The 16,695-nt window shown below is 52.9% G+C and carries 15 protein-coding genes; 8 read left to right on the top strand and 7 right to left on the bottom strand.

Annotation, left to right across the window (positions count from 1 at the left end):
- Window positions 1-429: 429 nt before the first annotated feature.
- Both AC2FIR_RS22625 and AC2FIR_RS22620 read right to left on the bottom strand, forming a co-directional pair.
- Window positions 430-2,025: an adenylate/guanylate cyclase domain-containing protein gene (locus AC2FIR_RS22625; protein ID WP_496763275.1), complete on the bottom strand. Its 1,596-nt coding sequence runs from the start codon at window positions 2,023-2,025 to the stop codon at window positions 430-432.
- A gap of 450 nt (window positions 2,026-2,475) precedes the next feature.
- Complete coding sequence (locus AC2FIR_RS22620) at window positions 2,476-3,447, bottom strand: adenylate/guanylate cyclase domain-containing protein (RefSeq protein WP_496763272.1); 972 nt, start codon at window positions 3,445-3,447, stop codon at window positions 2,476-2,478.
- Between the two features lie 354 nt (window positions 3,448-3,801).
- On the opposite strand from AC2FIR_RS22620, the gene AC2FIR_RS22615 reads away from it, so the two are divergent.
- From AC2FIR_RS22615 to AC2FIR_RS22585, 7 genes are all read left to right on the top strand, one after another.
- Complete coding sequence (locus AC2FIR_RS22615) at window positions 3,802-4,611, top strand: DeoR/GlpR family DNA-binding transcription regulator (protein WP_496763267.1); 810 nt, start codon at window positions 3,802-3,804, stop codon at window positions 4,609-4,611.
- Window positions 4,612-4,671: 60 nt separating this feature from the next.
- Window positions 4,672-5,646, top strand: a complete 975-nt coding sequence (gene phnD, locus AC2FIR_RS22610) for a phosphate/phosphite/phosphonate ABC transporter substrate-binding protein (protein WP_480469231.1) — start codon at window positions 4,672-4,674, stop codon at window positions 5,644-5,646.
- A 60-nt stretch (window positions 5,647-5,706) separates the two neighbouring features.
- Window positions 5,707-6,501 carry a phosphonate ABC transporter ATP-binding protein gene (phnC, locus tag AC2FIR_RS22605; RefSeq protein WP_480660915.1) on the top strand — a complete coding sequence of 265 codons (795 nt, stop codon included), beginning with the start codon at window positions 5,707-5,709 and terminating at the stop codon, window positions 6,499-6,501.
- Window positions 6,498-7,313, top strand: coding sequence for a phosphonate ABC transporter, permease protein PhnE (gene phnE, locus AC2FIR_RS22600; protein WP_496763258.1), 816 nt, complete (start codon window positions 6,498-6,500; stop codon window positions 7,311-7,313). The genes phnC and phnE (AC2FIR_RS22600) overlap by 4 nt, the downstream gene beginning before the upstream one ends.
- The gene (phnE, locus tag AC2FIR_RS22595; RefSeq protein WP_480469233.1) at window positions 7,313-8,128 is read left to right on the top strand and encodes a phosphonate ABC transporter, permease protein PhnE; all 816 of its coding nucleotides are present in this window, start codon (window positions 7,313-7,315) and stop codon (window positions 8,126-8,128) included. The genes phnE (AC2FIR_RS22600) and phnE (AC2FIR_RS22595) overlap by 1 nt, the downstream gene beginning before the upstream one ends.
- Window positions 8,092-9,030 carry an HAD-IIA family hydrolase gene (locus AC2FIR_RS22590; RefSeq protein WP_496763249.1) on the top strand — a complete coding sequence of 313 codons (939 nt, stop codon included), beginning with the start codon at window positions 8,092-8,094 and terminating at the stop codon, window positions 9,028-9,030. The genes phnE (AC2FIR_RS22595) and AC2FIR_RS22590 overlap by 37 nt, the downstream gene beginning before the upstream one ends.
- Before the next feature lie 837 nt (window positions 9,031-9,867).
- Window positions 9,868-10,116 carry a type I restriction enzyme endonuclease domain-containing protein gene (locus AC2FIR_RS22585; RefSeq protein WP_496763244.1) on the top strand — a complete coding sequence of 83 codons (249 nt, stop codon included), beginning with the start codon at window positions 9,868-9,870 and terminating at the stop codon, window positions 10,114-10,116.
- 447 nt (window positions 10,117-10,563) lie between these two features.
- Here the strand turns inward: AC2FIR_RS22585 and AC2FIR_RS22580 are convergent, their stop codons facing one another.
- From AC2FIR_RS22580 to AC2FIR_RS22570, 3 genes are all read right to left on the bottom strand, one after another.
- Window positions 10,564-12,063, bottom strand: a complete 1,500-nt coding sequence (locus AC2FIR_RS22580) for a YfjI family protein (RefSeq protein WP_496763242.1) — start codon at window positions 12,061-12,063, stop codon at window positions 10,564-10,566.
- The gene (locus tag AC2FIR_RS22575) at window positions 12,060-12,953 is read right to left on the bottom strand and encodes a DUF7146 domain-containing protein (protein WP_496763240.1); all 894 of its coding nucleotides are present in this window, start codon (window positions 12,951-12,953) and stop codon (window positions 12,060-12,062) included. The genes AC2FIR_RS22580 and AC2FIR_RS22575 overlap by 4 nt, the downstream gene beginning before the upstream one ends.
- A gap of 119 nt (window positions 12,954-13,072) precedes the next feature.
- On the bottom strand, window positions 13,073-13,267 hold the full coding sequence (locus tag AC2FIR_RS22570; RefSeq protein WP_170682562.1) for a helix-turn-helix transcriptional regulator: 195 nt from the start codon (window positions 13,265-13,267) through the stop codon (window positions 13,073-13,075).
- 1,016 nt (window positions 13,268-14,283) lie between these two features.
- Here AC2FIR_RS22570 and AC2FIR_RS22565 point away from each other — a divergent pair.
- Window positions 14,284-14,994, top strand: a complete 711-nt coding sequence (locus AC2FIR_RS22565; protein WP_496763238.1) for a hypothetical protein — start codon at window positions 14,284-14,286, stop codon at window positions 14,992-14,994.
- A 166-nt stretch (window positions 14,995-15,160) separates the two neighbouring features.
- Here the strand turns inward: AC2FIR_RS22565 and AC2FIR_RS22560 are convergent, their stop codons facing one another.
- Entirely contained in the window at window positions 15,161-16,078 is a 918-nt protein-coding gene (locus AC2FIR_RS22560; RefSeq protein WP_496763233.1) for a TerB family tellurite resistance protein, read from the bottom strand.
- On the bottom strand, window positions 16,078-16,560 hold the full coding sequence (locus AC2FIR_RS22555; protein WP_496763232.1) for a hypothetical protein: 483 nt from the start codon (window positions 16,558-16,560) through the stop codon (window positions 16,078-16,080). The genes AC2FIR_RS22560 and AC2FIR_RS22555 overlap by 1 nt, the downstream gene beginning before the upstream one ends.
- Window positions 16,561-16,695 lie beyond the last annotated feature (135 nt).

The following is a 16,695-nucleotide window of genomic DNA, read 5'->3' as shown; positions in this document are numbered from 1 at the left end:
CCAACACCATGATTTATATCGGAAATAACACGATCACGACAGCGGAAACAGCGACTTACTTGGGGAATGTGGGCTAAGTTCTGGCCAGTTTCGTCCTGACCGCGAAACTTGATTGCCCAGCCAATATTCTTTGGCGCACCCACATCCACGACGCCAACAACAATCTCGCTTATATCCAAAGTACTCTTATCCTGCTTTGCGCAACCTACGTATCAAGCAGTTGATATGTGAGGTTGGCAAGGCAAAATTAACTGGCAAAGCGGTCATCTGTTTGTCGCACTGAATTGGTCACAATCGGCTCAAAGCAGACCTTAAGTTGAGTCAGTCGAAAGGCTGCTTTGCGCAGTGAAGCGGACTCTGCAAAGTCTAGTCGATGTCAAATAATTGAACTTCCCTGAGATTCTTGCTCCGCCCTGCGTGGGCTGCTCACTACCGATTCAATAGTTCGAACGCGGCTATGTTCGAACCGACACCTTTTAGATCAAACGGACCTGCCGGCACCATTTCGCCTTTCACCTGCCAAGCCGTGGCGTGTGAGATGAGTGTCTGGCCATCCTTGGCGATGTCGCAGAGTCTTGCAGCGAGATTAGGTGCTGGACCGATGGCGGAGTAGTCCAGACGGCTTTCAAAGCCAATTTGACCCATCGTAGCCGCGCCAGTTGCGATCCCAATTCCTAGCCCAAGTATTCGTCCGTCTGCCCCGGCTTTGAACGGGATTAGCGCTTCGCGTACTTTGCTTTGCATGTCCTGAGCCAAGTCTACAGCTTTTTGCGCTGCATTCTCCATAGGAACCGGAGCTCCAAAAAGAACCAATAGACCATCGCCCAGAAACCGTTCCACTGTTCCTCCATGTGCCTCGACAAGTGGTCCGCAAGTGCCGTGAAACGTGTTGAGAACTTCAATTACCTGATCTGGAGTTGCGGCTGTCGCGAATGCCGTAAACCCACGCAAATCGGCGAATAGAACCGTTATCTCCGCTCGGCGTGTTCGAAGCACGTCTTCTTCATCCGAGGCGCCGACAATCATCGTAGCCACTTGAGCGGGCAGGAAGCGCTTCAGGCGGTTGGTGCGCTCGATCTCTTCAACTTGTTCTGCCACCCGCGTTTCCAGCGCAGCGTTCCATTCGGCCAGTTTCGATTTTTGTACCTCGACTTGCTCGTAGAGGTTTCCTAGTTTTTCACTTGTTTGATTTACATGATGGGCCAGTTCGCCAAGCTCATCCCGATTGGGCACGCTAACCCTTTCATCGAATCCACCTATGGACAGCTTCCCAAGGGCCACGCGAATGCGTTGAATTGGCCAAAGAAGGGAGGAAGAGATCGAATATCCAAGTAAAAGCGCAACCCCAACTGCAATTAGCGCCGCCGCTACGATGTTTTGACGTGAGGTTAGATAGGCCTGTGTCGTCGTACGCGCCCGGTCCCGCATCTCGTTCTCGATACGTTGCGCGGTGGTATAAACATCGCGCTGCATCGCCTGAAGACGCTCAAAACCGTTCTTGATGCCGTACTCGGCGGCGGCCTGAACATCACCTTCGCGGTCCAAGCGCCTCATTTCCAGTGTGACGGGTATGATTGGCGCCAGGTCCGAGCGCAGCTGCGCAATGAAGCTTTCGTCAGGCATTCCGGGCTGTCCAAAACGCCGGGCACCGACCCCCAGATCGCGTTCCAGCGCCGATGCGATGTTGTAGGCGCTGGCAGCAGCGGTCATGAAAAGACCGCCGTCACCAACCACGTTTATGGACTTTGGCGGCAAAAAGGTTGCCAGTAGGTAAGCCTGCAAATTGGAAATGGTTGCGTACGTGTCGGTCAAAAACGCAATGCGCTCCTGATCGCGGACCATCGCTTCTGTCCTGACATTAGCGTGATGCAGAGAATAGAGGCCAAAAAGCGTCAATCCGACAAGCAGGCAGGTAATACCTAAAAACGCGACAAGCAATTTGACCCGAACCGAGAGGGCGATCCCGGCGACGCTTCGCGCAAGGAAGTTTGGTCCGTCCGGGCCGATGTTGGGGTCTTGTTCCATATTCTCTGACCAGCAGAAAAACGCGTTGGTTCAGTTTGTCTCTTGTTATTGTGCAGTAAGTAGTCAAAAACGCCAATGTCTGGTTTGGGCTGCGATCAGCCAATCATGTAAACCGCCGAGAACGGCAATATGAGCCCGAAGCAGACGTGGAGAAAAACGGCGATATGTTATAGCCTACAGGGAATAGTTCAATGCTGAGTGCGACATGGTTTGCAATCCCGTCCCAAAGAGAGTCACCCATATTCCGGATTTCTTTTCTCTTGCTACCTGTCCATTTTGCCGCGATCAGCAGGTTTTTTCCCACCGTGATTTAAAGAGCAAGGGCAGGCCAATTGATGGAACTGCGGAGTGGGTGTGTTCACTTTGCAAGGGCATTCCGCGAAAAGAGCAATTTGATTGAATTATCCCCCGGGGGCGGGGCTGATCTTCGAGGTCATACCCAGCGAGCAGCTATCGCCTCCATTGCAAACGGTAGACTGTGTGATCATCTGGAAGTCCTTTGAGGACCAAAGATCGTACGGCCGCAAATTCGAACTCGTGATTTCCCCCAACGATGGCTCTCGTCACATCTGACACAAGAATTTCACCCGGATTGGCCGACGAAGTTATGCGAGCCGCTTTGTTGACTACGGTTCCGAAGAAGTCGCCACGCGCCAAAACAACGTCGCCGGTATGAACGCCAACCCGTAGGCCCAAGCGCGGTTCCACATCGCTCATAGCAACGGCTTCCTGTATTTTGATCGCCGCCAGAAGCGCTTCAGTCGCGGATTGGAAACTGGACAATGTCCCGTCTCCCAGCGACTTCACGAATTGCCCCCGATGTGTTGCGACAATACTCTCAACAGTCTGAAAATGCTGATCTATCAACGCCGACCAACCCTGATCTCCCATGGCCGCCGCGAGCATCGTACTGCCTTCGACATCGGTAAACAGCACCGAGGCCAAACCTTCTGCTTGAAGCAATTCCGGACCTTCTTCGAGCGCAGCTTTCACAAGAGTTTGAATGGCCAACTGTTCGCTGCCTACAAATTCCATATTTGGGTAGGGAAGAGAAGCGTGACGATTAATGATCTTCCATGACGCACCCTCTAAGACGAATACCAGCACCGTTCGGACGATGTAATCATCTCTAAGCCCTGTAAACCCAACCCGGTGCAGAAAAGCAGACCAACCCGTCTCTCCGTTCTCGAAGGCTTCGGCTTCCAGAACTTCCCACACATCCGGCTCTGGCATTTCGCCGATGAATTCGCCGACTCCATCGCGAACAACCTGGCCTTTCCAAAACTCATTCTCGCCAGTTCCAATGAAGCGCAGATCGACCGAGTCGGAGAGGTAGTCCTTCAAAACATGCGTATTGAGGGTCCTGATCGCCTCAAACCAGCGTTCTGTTACAGCAAGTATCTCAGGTGAAGCCTTGACCACAACTGATACTCCCAACACAGGCGAAACAAGCGCAAAGTAAATTCGTCGATCTGGAATTCGCCCTGCTGAGTTTATGCTGCCCACACACAAGCATGTAATCAACGAAGAAAATGGTAGGTAGAGACTCCAAGATCAAATCCCAAAAGGAAACTGTCTTATTCGCAACTTGGCTGGTTAAGACGTCCCTTCGATTTTCATTCTGAATTTGATCAGTCTGTGCATCTTTACTCTGTGCTTTGAAATATTTGGAACTTCTCGAACTCTCACAACCTTTTGTGGGTTATGCAACATAAATTATTGCAAAATGTCCGAAAGCCCACAAAAGTAGATTTCGAAACCTAGTCGGGTCGCCGGATGTCCAAAACCAAAACGCGCGGTAAAATACCTGAGAAGAACCAGAGCCGGGTCAAGAAGTCCGACCGGCGCCAACAGATATTGTTGGAGTTGAAGCTGCGCCCGCACGTTCGCATCAACGAACTCGCGCAACGGTTCAACGTCTCTAACGAGACGGTACGTAGGGATTTCGATGCCCTGTCGAATGACGGCTTGATCGCGCGCGCGCATGGGGGGGCATCAGCCCCTGCGCAAGGGCACTATCCGGGTTTGGATGAACGGACAAACGCGCAGGTTGAGGAACGCGAGCGGATAGGTGTTACGGCGGCAGAACTGATCCGGGCCGGTGAAACGGTCATGATCGATTCCGGCTCGACCACCATCGAGATGGCGCGTGCGCTGGCTTATCTCGGCACTCATTGCACGGTGATCACCAATTCAATTCCCGTTGCGATGACCCTCGGCCATGGGGCTGCGCAGGTCCTGTTGTGCCCGGGGGAATATCTGGCAACTGAATCTGCAACGATCGGAACAGAAACGCTGGAATTTCTGTCCCGTTTCAATGTCGACAGGTGCATGATCGGGTCCTCGGGCTTCTCAACCGAAGGTCCGTCAGAGACAGTGCGGGGTTTTGCTGCAGTAAAGAGGATGATGCTGACGCGTGCCAAAAAGCGGCATCTTCTTATTGATTCCGGGAAGTTCGGCCGCAGGGGCCTCTCCCAAGTGGGAGATATCAACGGCCTGGATTCCATAGTTACCGACAAAAAACCAACAGGAGAATTGCGTAACGCTATTGAGGGCGCCGAGGTCGATGTTCTCGTCGCCGGGTAGGCAAGACATGATTCATTAACAGCGGATCGATAGAGGGCCGCGAATGACTGGGAGGAAAATATGAAGATCGATATCAAACTGTTGATTGGGGCATCCGCAATCGCGCTCATGTCGCTGAGCGGGACGGCGTCGGCGCAGGATTGTCCGCGCGGTGACCTGGACGAGCGTTTTTGTGACGCAGACGGGGATTTGATTGCGGATATCCCCACCGATCCCTCTGAACAAATTGATCCTGACACCCTGATTTTTGCATATACACCGGTTGAAGACCCCGCCGTATACAAAACCGCCTGGTCTGATTTTCTTGACCATTTGAAAGCGGAAACCGGCAAGGACGTTGTCTTCTTTCCGGTTCAGAACAATGCGGCCCAGATCGAAGCGATGCGTTCGGGGCGTCTGCATATTGCGGGCTTCAACACCGGCTCTAACCCATTGGCGGTAAACTGCGCCGGGTTCCGGCCATTCACGATCATGGCTTCGAAAGACGGTAATTTCGGTTATGAGATGGAAATCATCACTTATCCGGGTTCGGGCATCGAAAAGGTCGAGGACATCAAGGGCAAGCAACTGGCCTTTACCTCACCCACATCCAACTCAGGCTTCAAAGCGCCCTCGGCAATCCTGAAAAGCGACTTTGATCTTTTGCCCGAGCGCGATTTCGAACCTGTCTACTCGGGCAAGCACGACAACTCGATCCTGGGAGTTGCCAACAAGGATTACCTGGCGGCCTCGATCGCGAACTCGGTAAAATCGCGGATGATCTTGCGTGATGTGATCAAGGAAGATGATGTCGTAACGATCTACAAGTCGCAGACCTTTCCAACCACCGGGTTTGGTACCGTCTACAACCTGACGCCCGAGCTGCAGGAGAAGATCCGCAACGCCTTCTTCAACTTTGACTGGGACGGCACGACCCTGGAAGCTGAGTTCTCGAAATCGAACGAAGGCCAGTTCCTTGAAATGACCTATCAGGAATTCTGGGATGTCATCCGTAAGATTGACGCAGCAAATGGCGTCTCCTACGCCTGCCAGTGATCTTTGGCTAATTCGGCGGGCCTGAAAGGGCCCGCTATTCACCCTAATCTGGGGCATTTTATGCTGCGTCTTCAAAAGCTGACGAAAACATACAAAACCGGAGATCAGGCCTTGAAGGCCATTGATCTTGAGGTTCCAAAAGGACAGGTTCTTGCGTTGATTGGGCCCTCGGGGGCAGGCAAATCGACTATGATTCGCTGCATTAACCGGTTGGTTGAACCCACAAGCGGTGGCGTCCTTCTGGATGACGTGGACCTGACCAAACTCGGATCGGGCGCTCTGCGGAAAGCGCGCCGCGAAATGGGCATGATCTTTCAGGAATATGCCTTGGTCGAACGCCTTACGGTGATGGAAAACGTGTTGTCGGGACGGCTGGGATATGTAGGGTTCTGGCGCAGCTTTCTGCGGCGATATCCGCAATCGGATATCGACGAGGCCTTCCGCCTGCTTGATCGGGTGGGGCTTTTGCATATGGCGGATAAACGAGCGGATGAACTGTCGGGGGGTCAACGCCAAAGAGTCGGCATCTGCCGCGCCTTGATTCAAAACCCGAAACTGTTGCTGGTCGATGAGCCGACCGCGTCGCTGGATCCAAAGACCAGTCGCCAGATTATGCGCCTGATCACCGAGCTGTGTCAGGAACGCGGACTGGCGGCCATTATCAATATCCATGATGTGGCGCTTGCCCAAATGTTCGTTCCGCGCGTCGTGGGCCTCCGCTTTGGCGAAATCGTTTATGATGGTCTTCCAACAGGTCTTACCCCCGAGAAACTGACCGAAATCTATGGGGAAGAGGACTGGGAAGCGACCATCGAAAAAGTCGACGAAGATGAAGATGTCGAGGCTGCGGAATGAGCCATCGAGAATTAGACGACATGTTGGGAAAGGGTTGGCGTAAGCCTGCCTTTGTCAAAAACCCCTTGCTCCGCTGGGCATTGTTGCTTGGTTTTTTCGCCTACCTGATCGCGGCTTTCATGACCATCGAAGTTGATTGGGGCCGGGTCTATGAAGGACTGGACCGGGGGTGGGCATTTGTACTTGCGTTTACCAGCCCGGACTTCATTTCACGGTGGTCGGACATTTGGAGTGGCCTTCTGGAAAGCATCATAATGACCGTGGCCGCGTCGGTCGTGGGCATCCTGATTTCGATCCCGATTGGATTGGGAGCGGCCCGCAATATCGCCCCACTGCCAATCTACATAATTTGCCGCGGCATTGTCGCGATAAGCCGGGCATTGCAAGAGATCATCGTCGCCATTTTGCTGGTGGCTATCTTCGGCTTTGGTCCGCTGGCAGGGTTTCTTACGCTTTCCTTCGCGACCATTGGGTTTCTCTCCAAACTTCTGGCGGAAGATATCGAAGCCATGGACAAGGTTCAGGCCGAGGCGATCAAGGCCTCCGGGGCACGCTGGCCACAATGGATCAACTATGGCATTCAGCCTCAGGTGATGCCGCGGCTTGTGGGGCTTTCCATGTATCGGATCGACATCAATTTCCGAGAAAGCGCAATTCTTGGGCTCGTGGGCGCTGGCGGTATCGGTGCAACATTGAACACTGCGTTTGATCGCTATGAATACGACACGGCAGCAGCCATTCTTATACTCATCATCGGGATCGTCATGGCACTTGAATACCTTTCCGGAATTATCCGTGCGAGGGTTCAGTAATGCCGGTACTTGAGCGCGACGACACACAAATCTGGCGCCGGCGAACGACGGGTCAAAGTCTGGTTCGATGGTTCGGCTGGCTGTTGGGCGTGGCAGTCTTTGTCTACTGCTGGCAGTTCATCTCGGAATCAACGACCTGGTTTTTCGTCTGGGACGCGCCCCGCATCGCCAACGATATCTGGACCCGTGCAACGCCTCCCAAATGGGACTACATCACCCAACTGGGCCGCCCGATTTGGGATACTCTGAACATCGCCACCCTGGGTACAATCATCGCCCTGTGCATGGCGGTGCCGGTTGCCTTCTTGGCGGCCCGCAATACCACGCCATCTGCTCTGTTCATTCGACCCATCGCCCTGTTGATCATTGTCTCGACCCGCTCAATCAACTCGTTGATCTGGGCGCTTCTGCTAATCGCGATTATTGGTCCGGGTGTCTTTGCTGGTGTCATAGCAATAGCCATCCGTTCAATCGGGTTCTGTGCAAAGCTTCTTTATGAAGCAATCGAGGAAATTGATCACACTCAGGTCGAAGCCATCACGGCAACCGGAGCATCGCGTTGGCAGGTCATGGCTTACGGAATCGTTCCGCAAATTCTACCCGCTTTTGCAGGCATTGCTGTCTTCCGTTGGGATATCAACATCCGCGAATCCACAGTGCTTGGACTAGTCGGAGCCGGCGGCATCGGGTTGCAATTGTCAGCTTCGCTCAACGTTCTGGCTTGGCCACAGGTCAGCCTGATCCTGATTGTAATTCTTGTCGCGGTCATGATCAGTGAATGGGTTTCGGCGAAAGTACGAGGGGCCATCATTTGACCGGTTTCTCTGCGCAAGAGGCTTTTGAAGCCTACGAGGCGGTACGACACCGCCTTCCGAAAACCAGCACAACTGAAGTGAACTATCGTCAGGTCGAGACGCTAGAGGATATCGCTCCTGAGTTCGACGTGTTCCTCCTCGATGCTTTCGGAGTTCTTAATATTGGCGATACGGCGATCCCGGAGACACCAGATCGGGTCAGGTCACTGCAAGCCGCCGGCAAGCGTGTTCTGGTCGTGTCGAATGCCGCGGGGTTTCCCCACGCAACTCTTTTGGAGAAATATACCAGGCTTGGCTATGACTTCGCACCGCAGGATTTGATCACTAGCCGGGCCACATTGTTGTCTGAGCTAAACGGCCAAAGTGAATTGTACTGGGGATTGATGGCAACCCCCAGCGCCGGTCTTCGAGATTTGGAGGGGTTGAAGCTATCCTACCTGGAAGATGACCCGACGCCCTACGAAACCGTCGACGGGTTTCTGATGATCGGGTCGGCAGTCTGGACCGAAGCGCGTCAGGCCATGTTGGAGGCCGCCTTGCTGGAGCGTCCCCGTCCGGTAATGGTCGGAAACCCCGATATTGTCGCTCCTCGTGAATACGGTTTTTCCCAAGAGCCCGGCCTTTTTGCGCACCGGCTGGCAGATCGGACAGGTGTCGCCCCTCAGTTCTTTGGCAAGCCTTTCGCCAACATCTATGACCTTGCGTTCCAACGCCTCGGACACATAGACAAGTCCCGCGTTCTGATGGTTGGTGACAGCCTGCACACCGACGTTCTGGGCGCACGAAATGCAGGCATAGCTTCCGCACTCATCTCTGGATTCGGGTTCTTTGCAGGGTATGATGTTGAAGCAGCAATCACGAAGGCGGGGATAGTACCGAACTTTGTTGTAAGTCGGCCTTGATATTAGGGTGTTCCGCTTAGATACGCCTTTCTGCTAACTCGAGTGTCGGGTGAATCTGCGTTGAGAACATGCCGACCATGTGAACGAAGCACCGTGTGTGAACGGCAGCTTTGGAGAACCCTCCGCAACAACTTACCTCTAAACTCACGTTCGGATTTAGCCGCACTCCGAACTTTGCAAAGTCTGCTTTCTGCGGATATTGTTGAAAAACTCCAGTTTTGGCCAAAACCGGAAAAAATTACCCACTGACAGGCGGTTGATTTTTCTAGCCAGGGGGTCGGCCGAAGCAATGGTTCCGCGATGTGAGAGGCTGTCATGGCCTGCTTTGGGCAAGTGGTGTCAACATTGCTGACGCGATGGAAATCGGCGAAAAAGCGAGTGGGCCGAATTCTCGAGTTTTTCAACAATACTTGCGCATTTCTGTCGTTGGGGCATCGTGCAGCATCGGTCAATTTGGGCTCGGAGCGGTCATCTGAGTGTTTCTGTCGGACGACAGCTTTGCCGCGCTGCGTGATCTTTGCCGTTGTCAATTCCATTCTATGCCACATCGTGATTCAAGTTGGCAGGAGGATTGGCCATGTGGCATTTGCCTTGGCTCGACCAAGAGTATCTCAACCGCATTAGACACATATTTTCGAAGTTACGCGGGGTTGAGCGTGTCGATGACCATCGCGCTCCTAACGGCATCATCCATGTCATTCGTAAAGGCCCACGATGTCCGGGTGCACTATTCAAGTATGGGTCGCATACGACCCACTGAATCGGTTTGTCTTGCGGTCACACTAAAGTGTCTTCAAAGACATCTGATATGTTAAGGTTTGCTAAGGTTTATAAAGGTTGGGTAACGAAGCGCTGCGAAAGATCGCTTATGTGCTGGTTGAACAGCTTCAAAAGAACGTCACCGTCGACTGGCACCTCAAAGAAAGCGCCCGGGCCAAGTTGCGGGTGCTGGTTCGACGCATCTTAAAAAGATACGGATATCCACCTGATCTCGCTCCAGTTGCGATCAACACGGTCCTAAGTCAGGCGGAAACGCTGTTACGATGGACGCAGAGGTGTAGTTTAGAATCCGAGAAATTAATCTAGCTCTACCACCACTTTGTTTTTTTGGCGCTCATGTTATGGTTTCCACTGCCGAGCCAGACCGTTCCACACCCTGCCGTTTGGGCCTTGGCGTTCCCATTCCGAGAGGCGTGGCCAGTCTTCCAGATCGACCACCTTACCGGTCCAGGTTATCGGGCGGTCACCAATTGATTTCCTTTCCCGACAACCGGCAGAAACCGGTAAAAAGGTAGTTTCCCCATTATCTGTTGGGTTTTCAGGCGTGCCCTTCTTGCTGGTCGAAACCGGCAAAAAGTCCGCAACAGTGTCGTCTGTGGGGCTTTTTGCCGGTTCTTGCCGGTTGCGATCGAATGACGTAATAGCCGTTGAAACGTGGTCTTCGTTCCTTTCTGCCGGTTTCTGCCGGTTGTCGGGAAGAGACATACGACCGACTTCAAACTTACGCGCCAGATCTGACCAACGGCCCATGCCTCAAACCTCCAGTTTTGGATTAACTTCGTAGCTGATCGAGGGTCGCCCGCCAGTTTCGGTCTTGACTTCGCGGACCCAATCCGCGTCGATCAGGACTTTCAATGCCGCTCTGACGTGATTGGCGGAACTTAGACCGGAACGACCACGATGGTGGATGTCCCTGACCTTAAAGAGACGAATACCTTCGGTCTGAATGATATCGGCAATAACCTTTGCCCCCTCGACTTCAGGCGACAACTTGGAAGTACCGTATGCCCTGAAAGCATGCTTTCTTAGATAGTCCCCGACAAAGTCACAGGCGCGGCCCACGTGGTGCGCTTCAATCTGTTCAGGGGATTGGGGGTTGTCTGTTGCCGCCCAATCCAGATGGGCCAGGACATTTGCAATACGCACCACGAGCCCAGGCATCTTCCCAATATGGCTTTTAAAAAGGCCAGCTGCATCGACTTCCCATTCTCGACACTGCTTCCTGAATTGATGCAGAATGTTGGCGGCAGCTTCGTTAAAGTGAACGAGGCTTGGAAGTTTCCCGCCTTTCTCACAAACTACATTTGGCAATCCACGTAGACGATTGATGGCATCAATCATTTGCTGATCATTCAGCCCCTGCGAAGGACGAGAAAGCGGTACGGGGTCAGGAAAAACCACCATGAACCTTGCGAGCAGTCCGTCATCACTTGTTTTTATCAAAAGATCGGACAGGCGATCCGGCTGGGTACCGCCGACAATCGCAACACTTAGGTGATCAACAATGATAGGTTCCGGGTTATTTTTGCGGTCGATAGCATAGCTACGCCCGCCGTATGCTTCCAACCAAAATGGTCGATCGCCACCGCCGTTGTATCTGTCCATGCTAGACAGCCAACCTGACAACTCATCACGTGCCAGCAGCAGGCCACGCCAGGTTGACGACAAGAGGTCAGCGACCTTCTCAGTTGTGATATCGGTAATGCTGATGCGCTCCCGAACAGGAGGCTTCCCCGCATCAGCTTCGGGCGGTTTCGCAGGTGGTTCCACACCTTCGATCAAGGCCGTTTTAGCGTCGGATTTCCATTGCGCCAGGGCGAGCGAGGCCAGCTCGTTTTTGGCCTCCCAATCCCCTCGTGCACGGCGATAGTCCTCAGACAGTGAACGCTCAATGTCTTTTACGGGATCAAGCACGCTATCCAGTGCGGGGCTTTTCCCTGCCGACGGATCACCAACCAACATAGCCCAAAGAACAGGGGGCTCTTTCCAGCCATCCCAAGGGCTTGCCCAACGCGAATTGCCGATGGCTGCGCTTGCGGTCGACAGCAACGTGAGTGACACATAGTCGATCGGTGCATTCTTGGCATCGGCGGCCGATCTGATCCAAGCCGCCCATATGCCGAATATCTCGTCAAAGTCGGCCTCGGACATGACGGGCGCTGGTGGTCGCACTGGCTTCGCAATGGTTAGATCGGGATCAGGCCAATCGGCGGCTGCATCAAACGGCACGATATTGGGGTTTAGCTCGTTCATGCCTGGCCGCCTTTCTTTCCGCGCAGAACGTCGTTCCAATCACAACCTTCCGGTGCGGGTAGCAGCGATACCTGCCATCCAAGTGACGATGCCTGCGAAGCAAGAGACTGCCCGGCCTCTATGCCTGCTGGATCCCCATCAGTCGCGATTGTAATTTTTCCTGGATAAGGTGGCAGTGCCAGTGCCTTCATTCCGGACGTGCTGAGTGCGGCCCAGACGGCTGCTGGACCATTGAGAAGCCCAGACAAGAGCGACAGGCCTGTTTCTATTCCTTCGCACACCACAAGCTGCTTTGCTGCCTCTGATAAGACCACAGCGCCACCACCGCACGGCCCCAGCATCAACTTCGGGCTTTTGCTTACCCTCACGCCTTTCTTGTCGAAGAACGTACGGTGAATGGCCCCTGTAGTGACGTTGGCGATCATAGCCATACACCAAGACGTAGTCGGGCTATGAAACAAATCTGGCGCAAACCGTAGCGACGGTGGCATGGGACAGGTAATACCTCGATCACGCAGGTATGCTTCAGCCTTAGTGCCTTTTATCGGGCGAGCCGCTTCCCAAATTCCTCGGGCCTGTTGAAGTTTGTTGAACTCGTACGCTTTGCGTTTGTCCTCAGCCTCAGTCCGCGCTTTGTGATCGACACAAATGTCGCTGGGCGGTACATCGGCTGCGGTTGCAATATCCTTGAAGCGACAACCGCTCTTGAAGCAGTACAATAGCAACTTGCCTCCCGATTCCGAGATCGAAAGAGCCTGTTGATCGCGGCGGCCTTCAGGCTGGCAAACGGGGCAGGGCGCTGAACCACTGCCGGCGCGCCAGACACCCCCGAGGCGGAATGTCAGGGTTTCTCCACAAATACGTGAACTTGATTGTATTTCGATAGTCATTTGCTCTGACCTCACCTTGCGCTGAGGGGCCGAACACATTAGATTTCGAGTGTAGTTTTCTACACCTCTCAACGAAATCACCCGTGTCCAATGTCATCCCCATTGGCGCGGGTTTCGTTTTAGTTGCTCTGGTTTTTGCCTGTGATCCAGGCATCAATTTGATGCGTGTCCACAAACGCAGCGCGACCCAGGGTGTGCTTTGTAATCGCGCCTGCATTGGCCGCACGATCGAAGGTGGACCGGCTCAACGAATACCGTTCGATAGCGTCCTTGAGTCGGATCAGGTTCTTAGGGTTGGTGATTTGGTCTGCCATGTAATGACCTCATTATGGGCAGACGACCGGGAAAGAGCATCAACTAATGTCGAAAAACGCGATGGATCACATCCATTTGCACCGATGCAATGGGTGTTGCATTTTGCAACAATTCTGTTGATATAGCGAGAGGGAGAAAAAAAGCAGGTGACCGCTTTTGCCAGCGATACCTTGTTTCTTCCAACGCACATACTATTCCGGGCCTTCTGTTGACAGGTTTCGGTTTGAGCAGATGGGACGCCGAACTGTAGGAAGGGCTGGCGTCCCTCTGTGTTTTTTGCGTTCTCCCGAAGGATACTGACGCAAGCACGTTATCCCTTTGTTGTGTACATCTCAATATGTTCATTTCGCGAAGTTAGACTCTTATAATTTAAGTATATTTTTGAGAGTAGCCGATGGGTGCACTGCACCAATCTGCCCTTATTTCACGCCTCTCAAATTGAAATGACCCGAGCACTTTTCCAGTCAAATCGCTGCCCAGAACTCCAAATAACGTAGTCGCTCGTCAAACCTTGTTGCAGACACATTCCCGACATGCTCCGCCGATATCAAACCAGTCCGGCGCGTCGCGAGGGGGTTAACGATTCTTAAGAGGGGGTACCAGTTTGACGCGTCGCACCCGCTCACGCCGATCGAGTACGAGACCTTCAGAGTGACCGTCCACCAATGCCAAAGACTGGTTCCGGGTGCTAGCGGGGGGGCTGGGGGTTTGGGTAGTTGGCAGCGGGGCGGAGCGGGCGTACTTCACTGCTACTTCTCGAAGATTCAGCAGGCTGCGCCGGTCCCCGCGATGGTGACGGTGGCTGGCGGACGTACGGCACACGCCTCCGAACGCGCCGATCCGGAATGACATGCGTGCAAACACAGCCATTTATCTGACAACGCCATTGCAGAGCGTCGAGCACTTGTGGAGCTTCTCCGCTTGATGCTCGGACTTCATTGAAGAAACTTGAGCGATTTGGCAGAATTTCCGTAAAGTGTGACTATCCTTGTGCGACTTCGCGTAAGAGGGGTGAATGATGAAAACACTTAAGAGTGGTCCAGCTGAGCCCGCCGAACCGCTTCAAAGCGTAGGAGTATTGGTTCCAGATGATACGCCCAAAAAGGGAAACTGCGGGGTTACAGCATGCGCTGTCATGGCAGGTGTTTCGTTCCGCGAGGCTTGGGAGGCTTTTTTTCTTTTCACGCCAAAAGGAGCGACTTGGAAAGGTTCAACAAAGACTCCTGAGCAATTGAAGGTTCTTGATCATTTCGGAGTTCGCTTGGAAGAGATACGTGTTCCCTACGCCCAGATGATGATTAAGACATTCGCAAAGCGATACGCGGATCCAACCGAAATGTATATGATTGACACCGGGTCGCACAGTCAAGTCCTGTTTTGTGAGCGTTTTTTTGATCAAAACACAGCCCGTGAGGGCGCTCACTACGATAGCTATTGGGGTAAGTCGAAGTATGTGAATCGCATTTGGCGAAGGATGCATCCACATGAAAAAACGATGCCATCATTGATTAGCGATGATGAACTCGAAGCCGCTTTCAAGAAAGTAGAGAAGATCACCGGGAAACGATTGACTGAAAAGTCACGTGAAGGATGGGTTCAATTGGCAAAAACGCTGCCGGCGAGGCCTAAGAAGTTAAAGAACCTTCTTGAAAAAGCGGCTAATAAGGGCGGCCAACCATTTGCCACTGAATTTGAAGAGGCTCTGAATACTCTCGCACAAAGTTAACATTGAACGCATAATTGGTGAAAAATGAGTGACTTGACCGTAGCAGCCAAGCCAACGTTTCCGACGCTTTCGGATAACCACGGATAACCGCTTCAAAATTCTGACTGGTTTGTTGCTAGGTGACTGCGGGCTGGGGCTGACGAGTGGGTGTAGGGTTGATAGGTCGCTAGCCGTCGCTTTCCGCACCTGGGTCGGTTTGCGTATCCACACTGTCTTTTCTCCTCAGTGGGATAAAGCTTGCTAACTGCGACGGAACTGCGCCAACGGCACCGCCTACCGACGCCGCGGCCGAACCAATCGCATTACCCACCGGTGCGACGGCTCTTGAAACGGAGAATTTTCCTTCGTCTGCGAATACCTTTGCTATCCGCTCCAATGCCATTTCCTCGCGCTCGTCAAGAACACCGTCTGCCTCCGCCACTGTATGAAGGAAGGTCATAATGTCCGAATACATATGCTCGAAACTACAATCCGGGTTATCTCTCGTGAACGCGCCAAGCGTTTGCGCCGTGGCTTTTATGTTATAATCATCCAACCGAAGTTTCACGAATTTCAAACCCCGCTCCGAGAATTGCTCCGAATATCCCCAGTCTTCTACAAAGTAGCGCCTAATTGTTGCTTCCTCTGCATCGTCAACGTTCCCATCAACTTGAGCAACCTTCATGGCTAGCGGGGCCAACAAGTCGAAAATACCTAGCCCCAAGACGTCCAAAGGTGTGTTGATGAAAGTGGGAATTACGGTAGTCTTTTTGTTATCAGATTTCAGATAACGGGTAATTCCGAGCCAAGCGCCGCCCGAGATAACGCTCGCCGCAGCGATCCAACCGATTGGTGTCGCCGCAGTCGCAGTGCCGATTCCTATTGCAGCGAGCAAACTTGGAGCAGCAAAGAATTTCTGAGCGATCATAGCAGAGCTTGCAACTTGAGCTCCTGTCGCTGCAGCTCCTGCGACATCCCAAGCTTCAAATAGCGCTTTCTTCACGCGTATGGACGTGTAGGCGTTCTCGCCAATCCCCAGCTTTGCCTTGAACCGCATATCGTCGTGAACAACGTCAACGACGCCATCAAACCAACCGTTTTCCATTAGCTGATCCCGGTTTTTAGAGCGTTAAACTCGGCCAACGATGTCATAACCCGTCTTTCTACCGCTTTGTTCGAAAAATCCATGACTGCGCCTGCGGACATTCCGAAGAGAACCAGTATCGGAGTCACTATTGGGCCCAGCACCCATCCAATCACTGGAACTGAACTTACTAGAGTTCCTGCAATCGCTCCGAAAACAACTCCGAAGCTTGTATTCGGATAGGCTTTGATGATTTCGAGAACCGTTTCAAGGATCTTTTGGCCGATCTTGATGACTGTCTCTCCCACTCGGATTACCTTCGTGGCAACCTGAAACAATAGCGCCTTAGCATCAGCCGAGACCGCCAAATTGTCGATCTTTGCCTTCAGTTCTCCAGACGATAAGCCCAAGGATGCCAATGACTGCAACTCTTCGGCCGAAACATCAGATATTTCCTGCGAGATCGCCTCGCCAGTATCGTCCGCAATCCCACTAACCTTCATCGCAAACCTCTTAACTCAACTACGTAAACGCCTATTATATCGGTGCTTTCCACCTCATTCTCGCCGCGTAGTTTTGAAGCGGCAAGAAAAAAATATCATATTGATCTCCCGGCAACCCGCCAAGGGCTGCCGAAG

This window comes from Ruegeria sp. CDSB136, assembly GCF_059610965.1.
The sequence above is the reverse complement of the archived record's forward strand: the minus strand, read 5'-3'. Positions and strand labels throughout refer to the sequence as shown.

Coding starts and splice junctions, on each gene's coding strand:
- AC2FIR_RS22565 (WP_496763238.1), top strand. CDS start 14,284: ATGATGAAAACACTTAAGAGTGGTCCAGCTGAGCCCGCCGAACCGCTT.
- AC2FIR_RS22615 (WP_496763267.1), top strand. CDS start 3,802: ATGTCCAAAACCAAAACGCGCGGTAAAATACCTGAGAAGAACCAGAGC.
- AC2FIR_RS22555 (WP_496763232.1), bottom strand. CDS start 16,560: ATGAAGGTTAGTGGGATTGCGGACGATACTGGCGAGGCGATCTCGCAG.
- AC2FIR_RS22625 (WP_496763275.1), bottom strand. CDS start 2,025: ATGGAACAAGACCCCAACATCGGCCCGGACGGACCAAACTTCCTTGCG.
- phnD (WP_480469231.1), top strand. CDS start 4,672: ATGAAGATCGATATCAAACTGTTGATTGGGGCATCCGCAATCGCGCTC.
- phnC (WP_480660915.1), top strand. CDS start 5,707: ATGCTGCGTCTTCAAAAGCTGACGAAAACATACAAAACCGGAGATCAG.
- AC2FIR_RS22560 (WP_496763233.1), bottom strand. CDS start 16,078: ATGGAAAACGGTTGGTTTGATGGCGTCGTTGACGTTGTTCACGACGAT.
- phnE (WP_480469233.1), top strand. CDS start 7,313: ATGCCGGTACTTGAGCGCGACGACACACAAATCTGGCGCCGGCGAACG.
- AC2FIR_RS22580 (WP_496763242.1), bottom strand. CDS start 12,063: ATGAACGAGCTAAACCCCAATATCGTGCCGTTTGATGCAGCCGCCGAT.
- AC2FIR_RS22590 (WP_496763249.1), top strand. CDS start 8,092: ATGGGTTTCGGCGAAAGTACGAGGGGCCATCATTTGACCGGTTTCTCT.
- AC2FIR_RS22570 (WP_170682562.1), bottom strand. CDS start 13,267: ATGGCAGACCAAATCACCAACCCTAAGAACCTGATCCGACTCAAGGAC.
- AC2FIR_RS22575 (WP_496763240.1), bottom strand. CDS start 12,953: ATGACTATCGAAATACAATCAAGTTCACGTATTTGTGGAGAAACCCTG.
- phnE (WP_496763258.1), top strand. CDS start 6,498: ATGAGCCATCGAGAATTAGACGACATGTTGGGAAAGGGTTGGCGTAAG.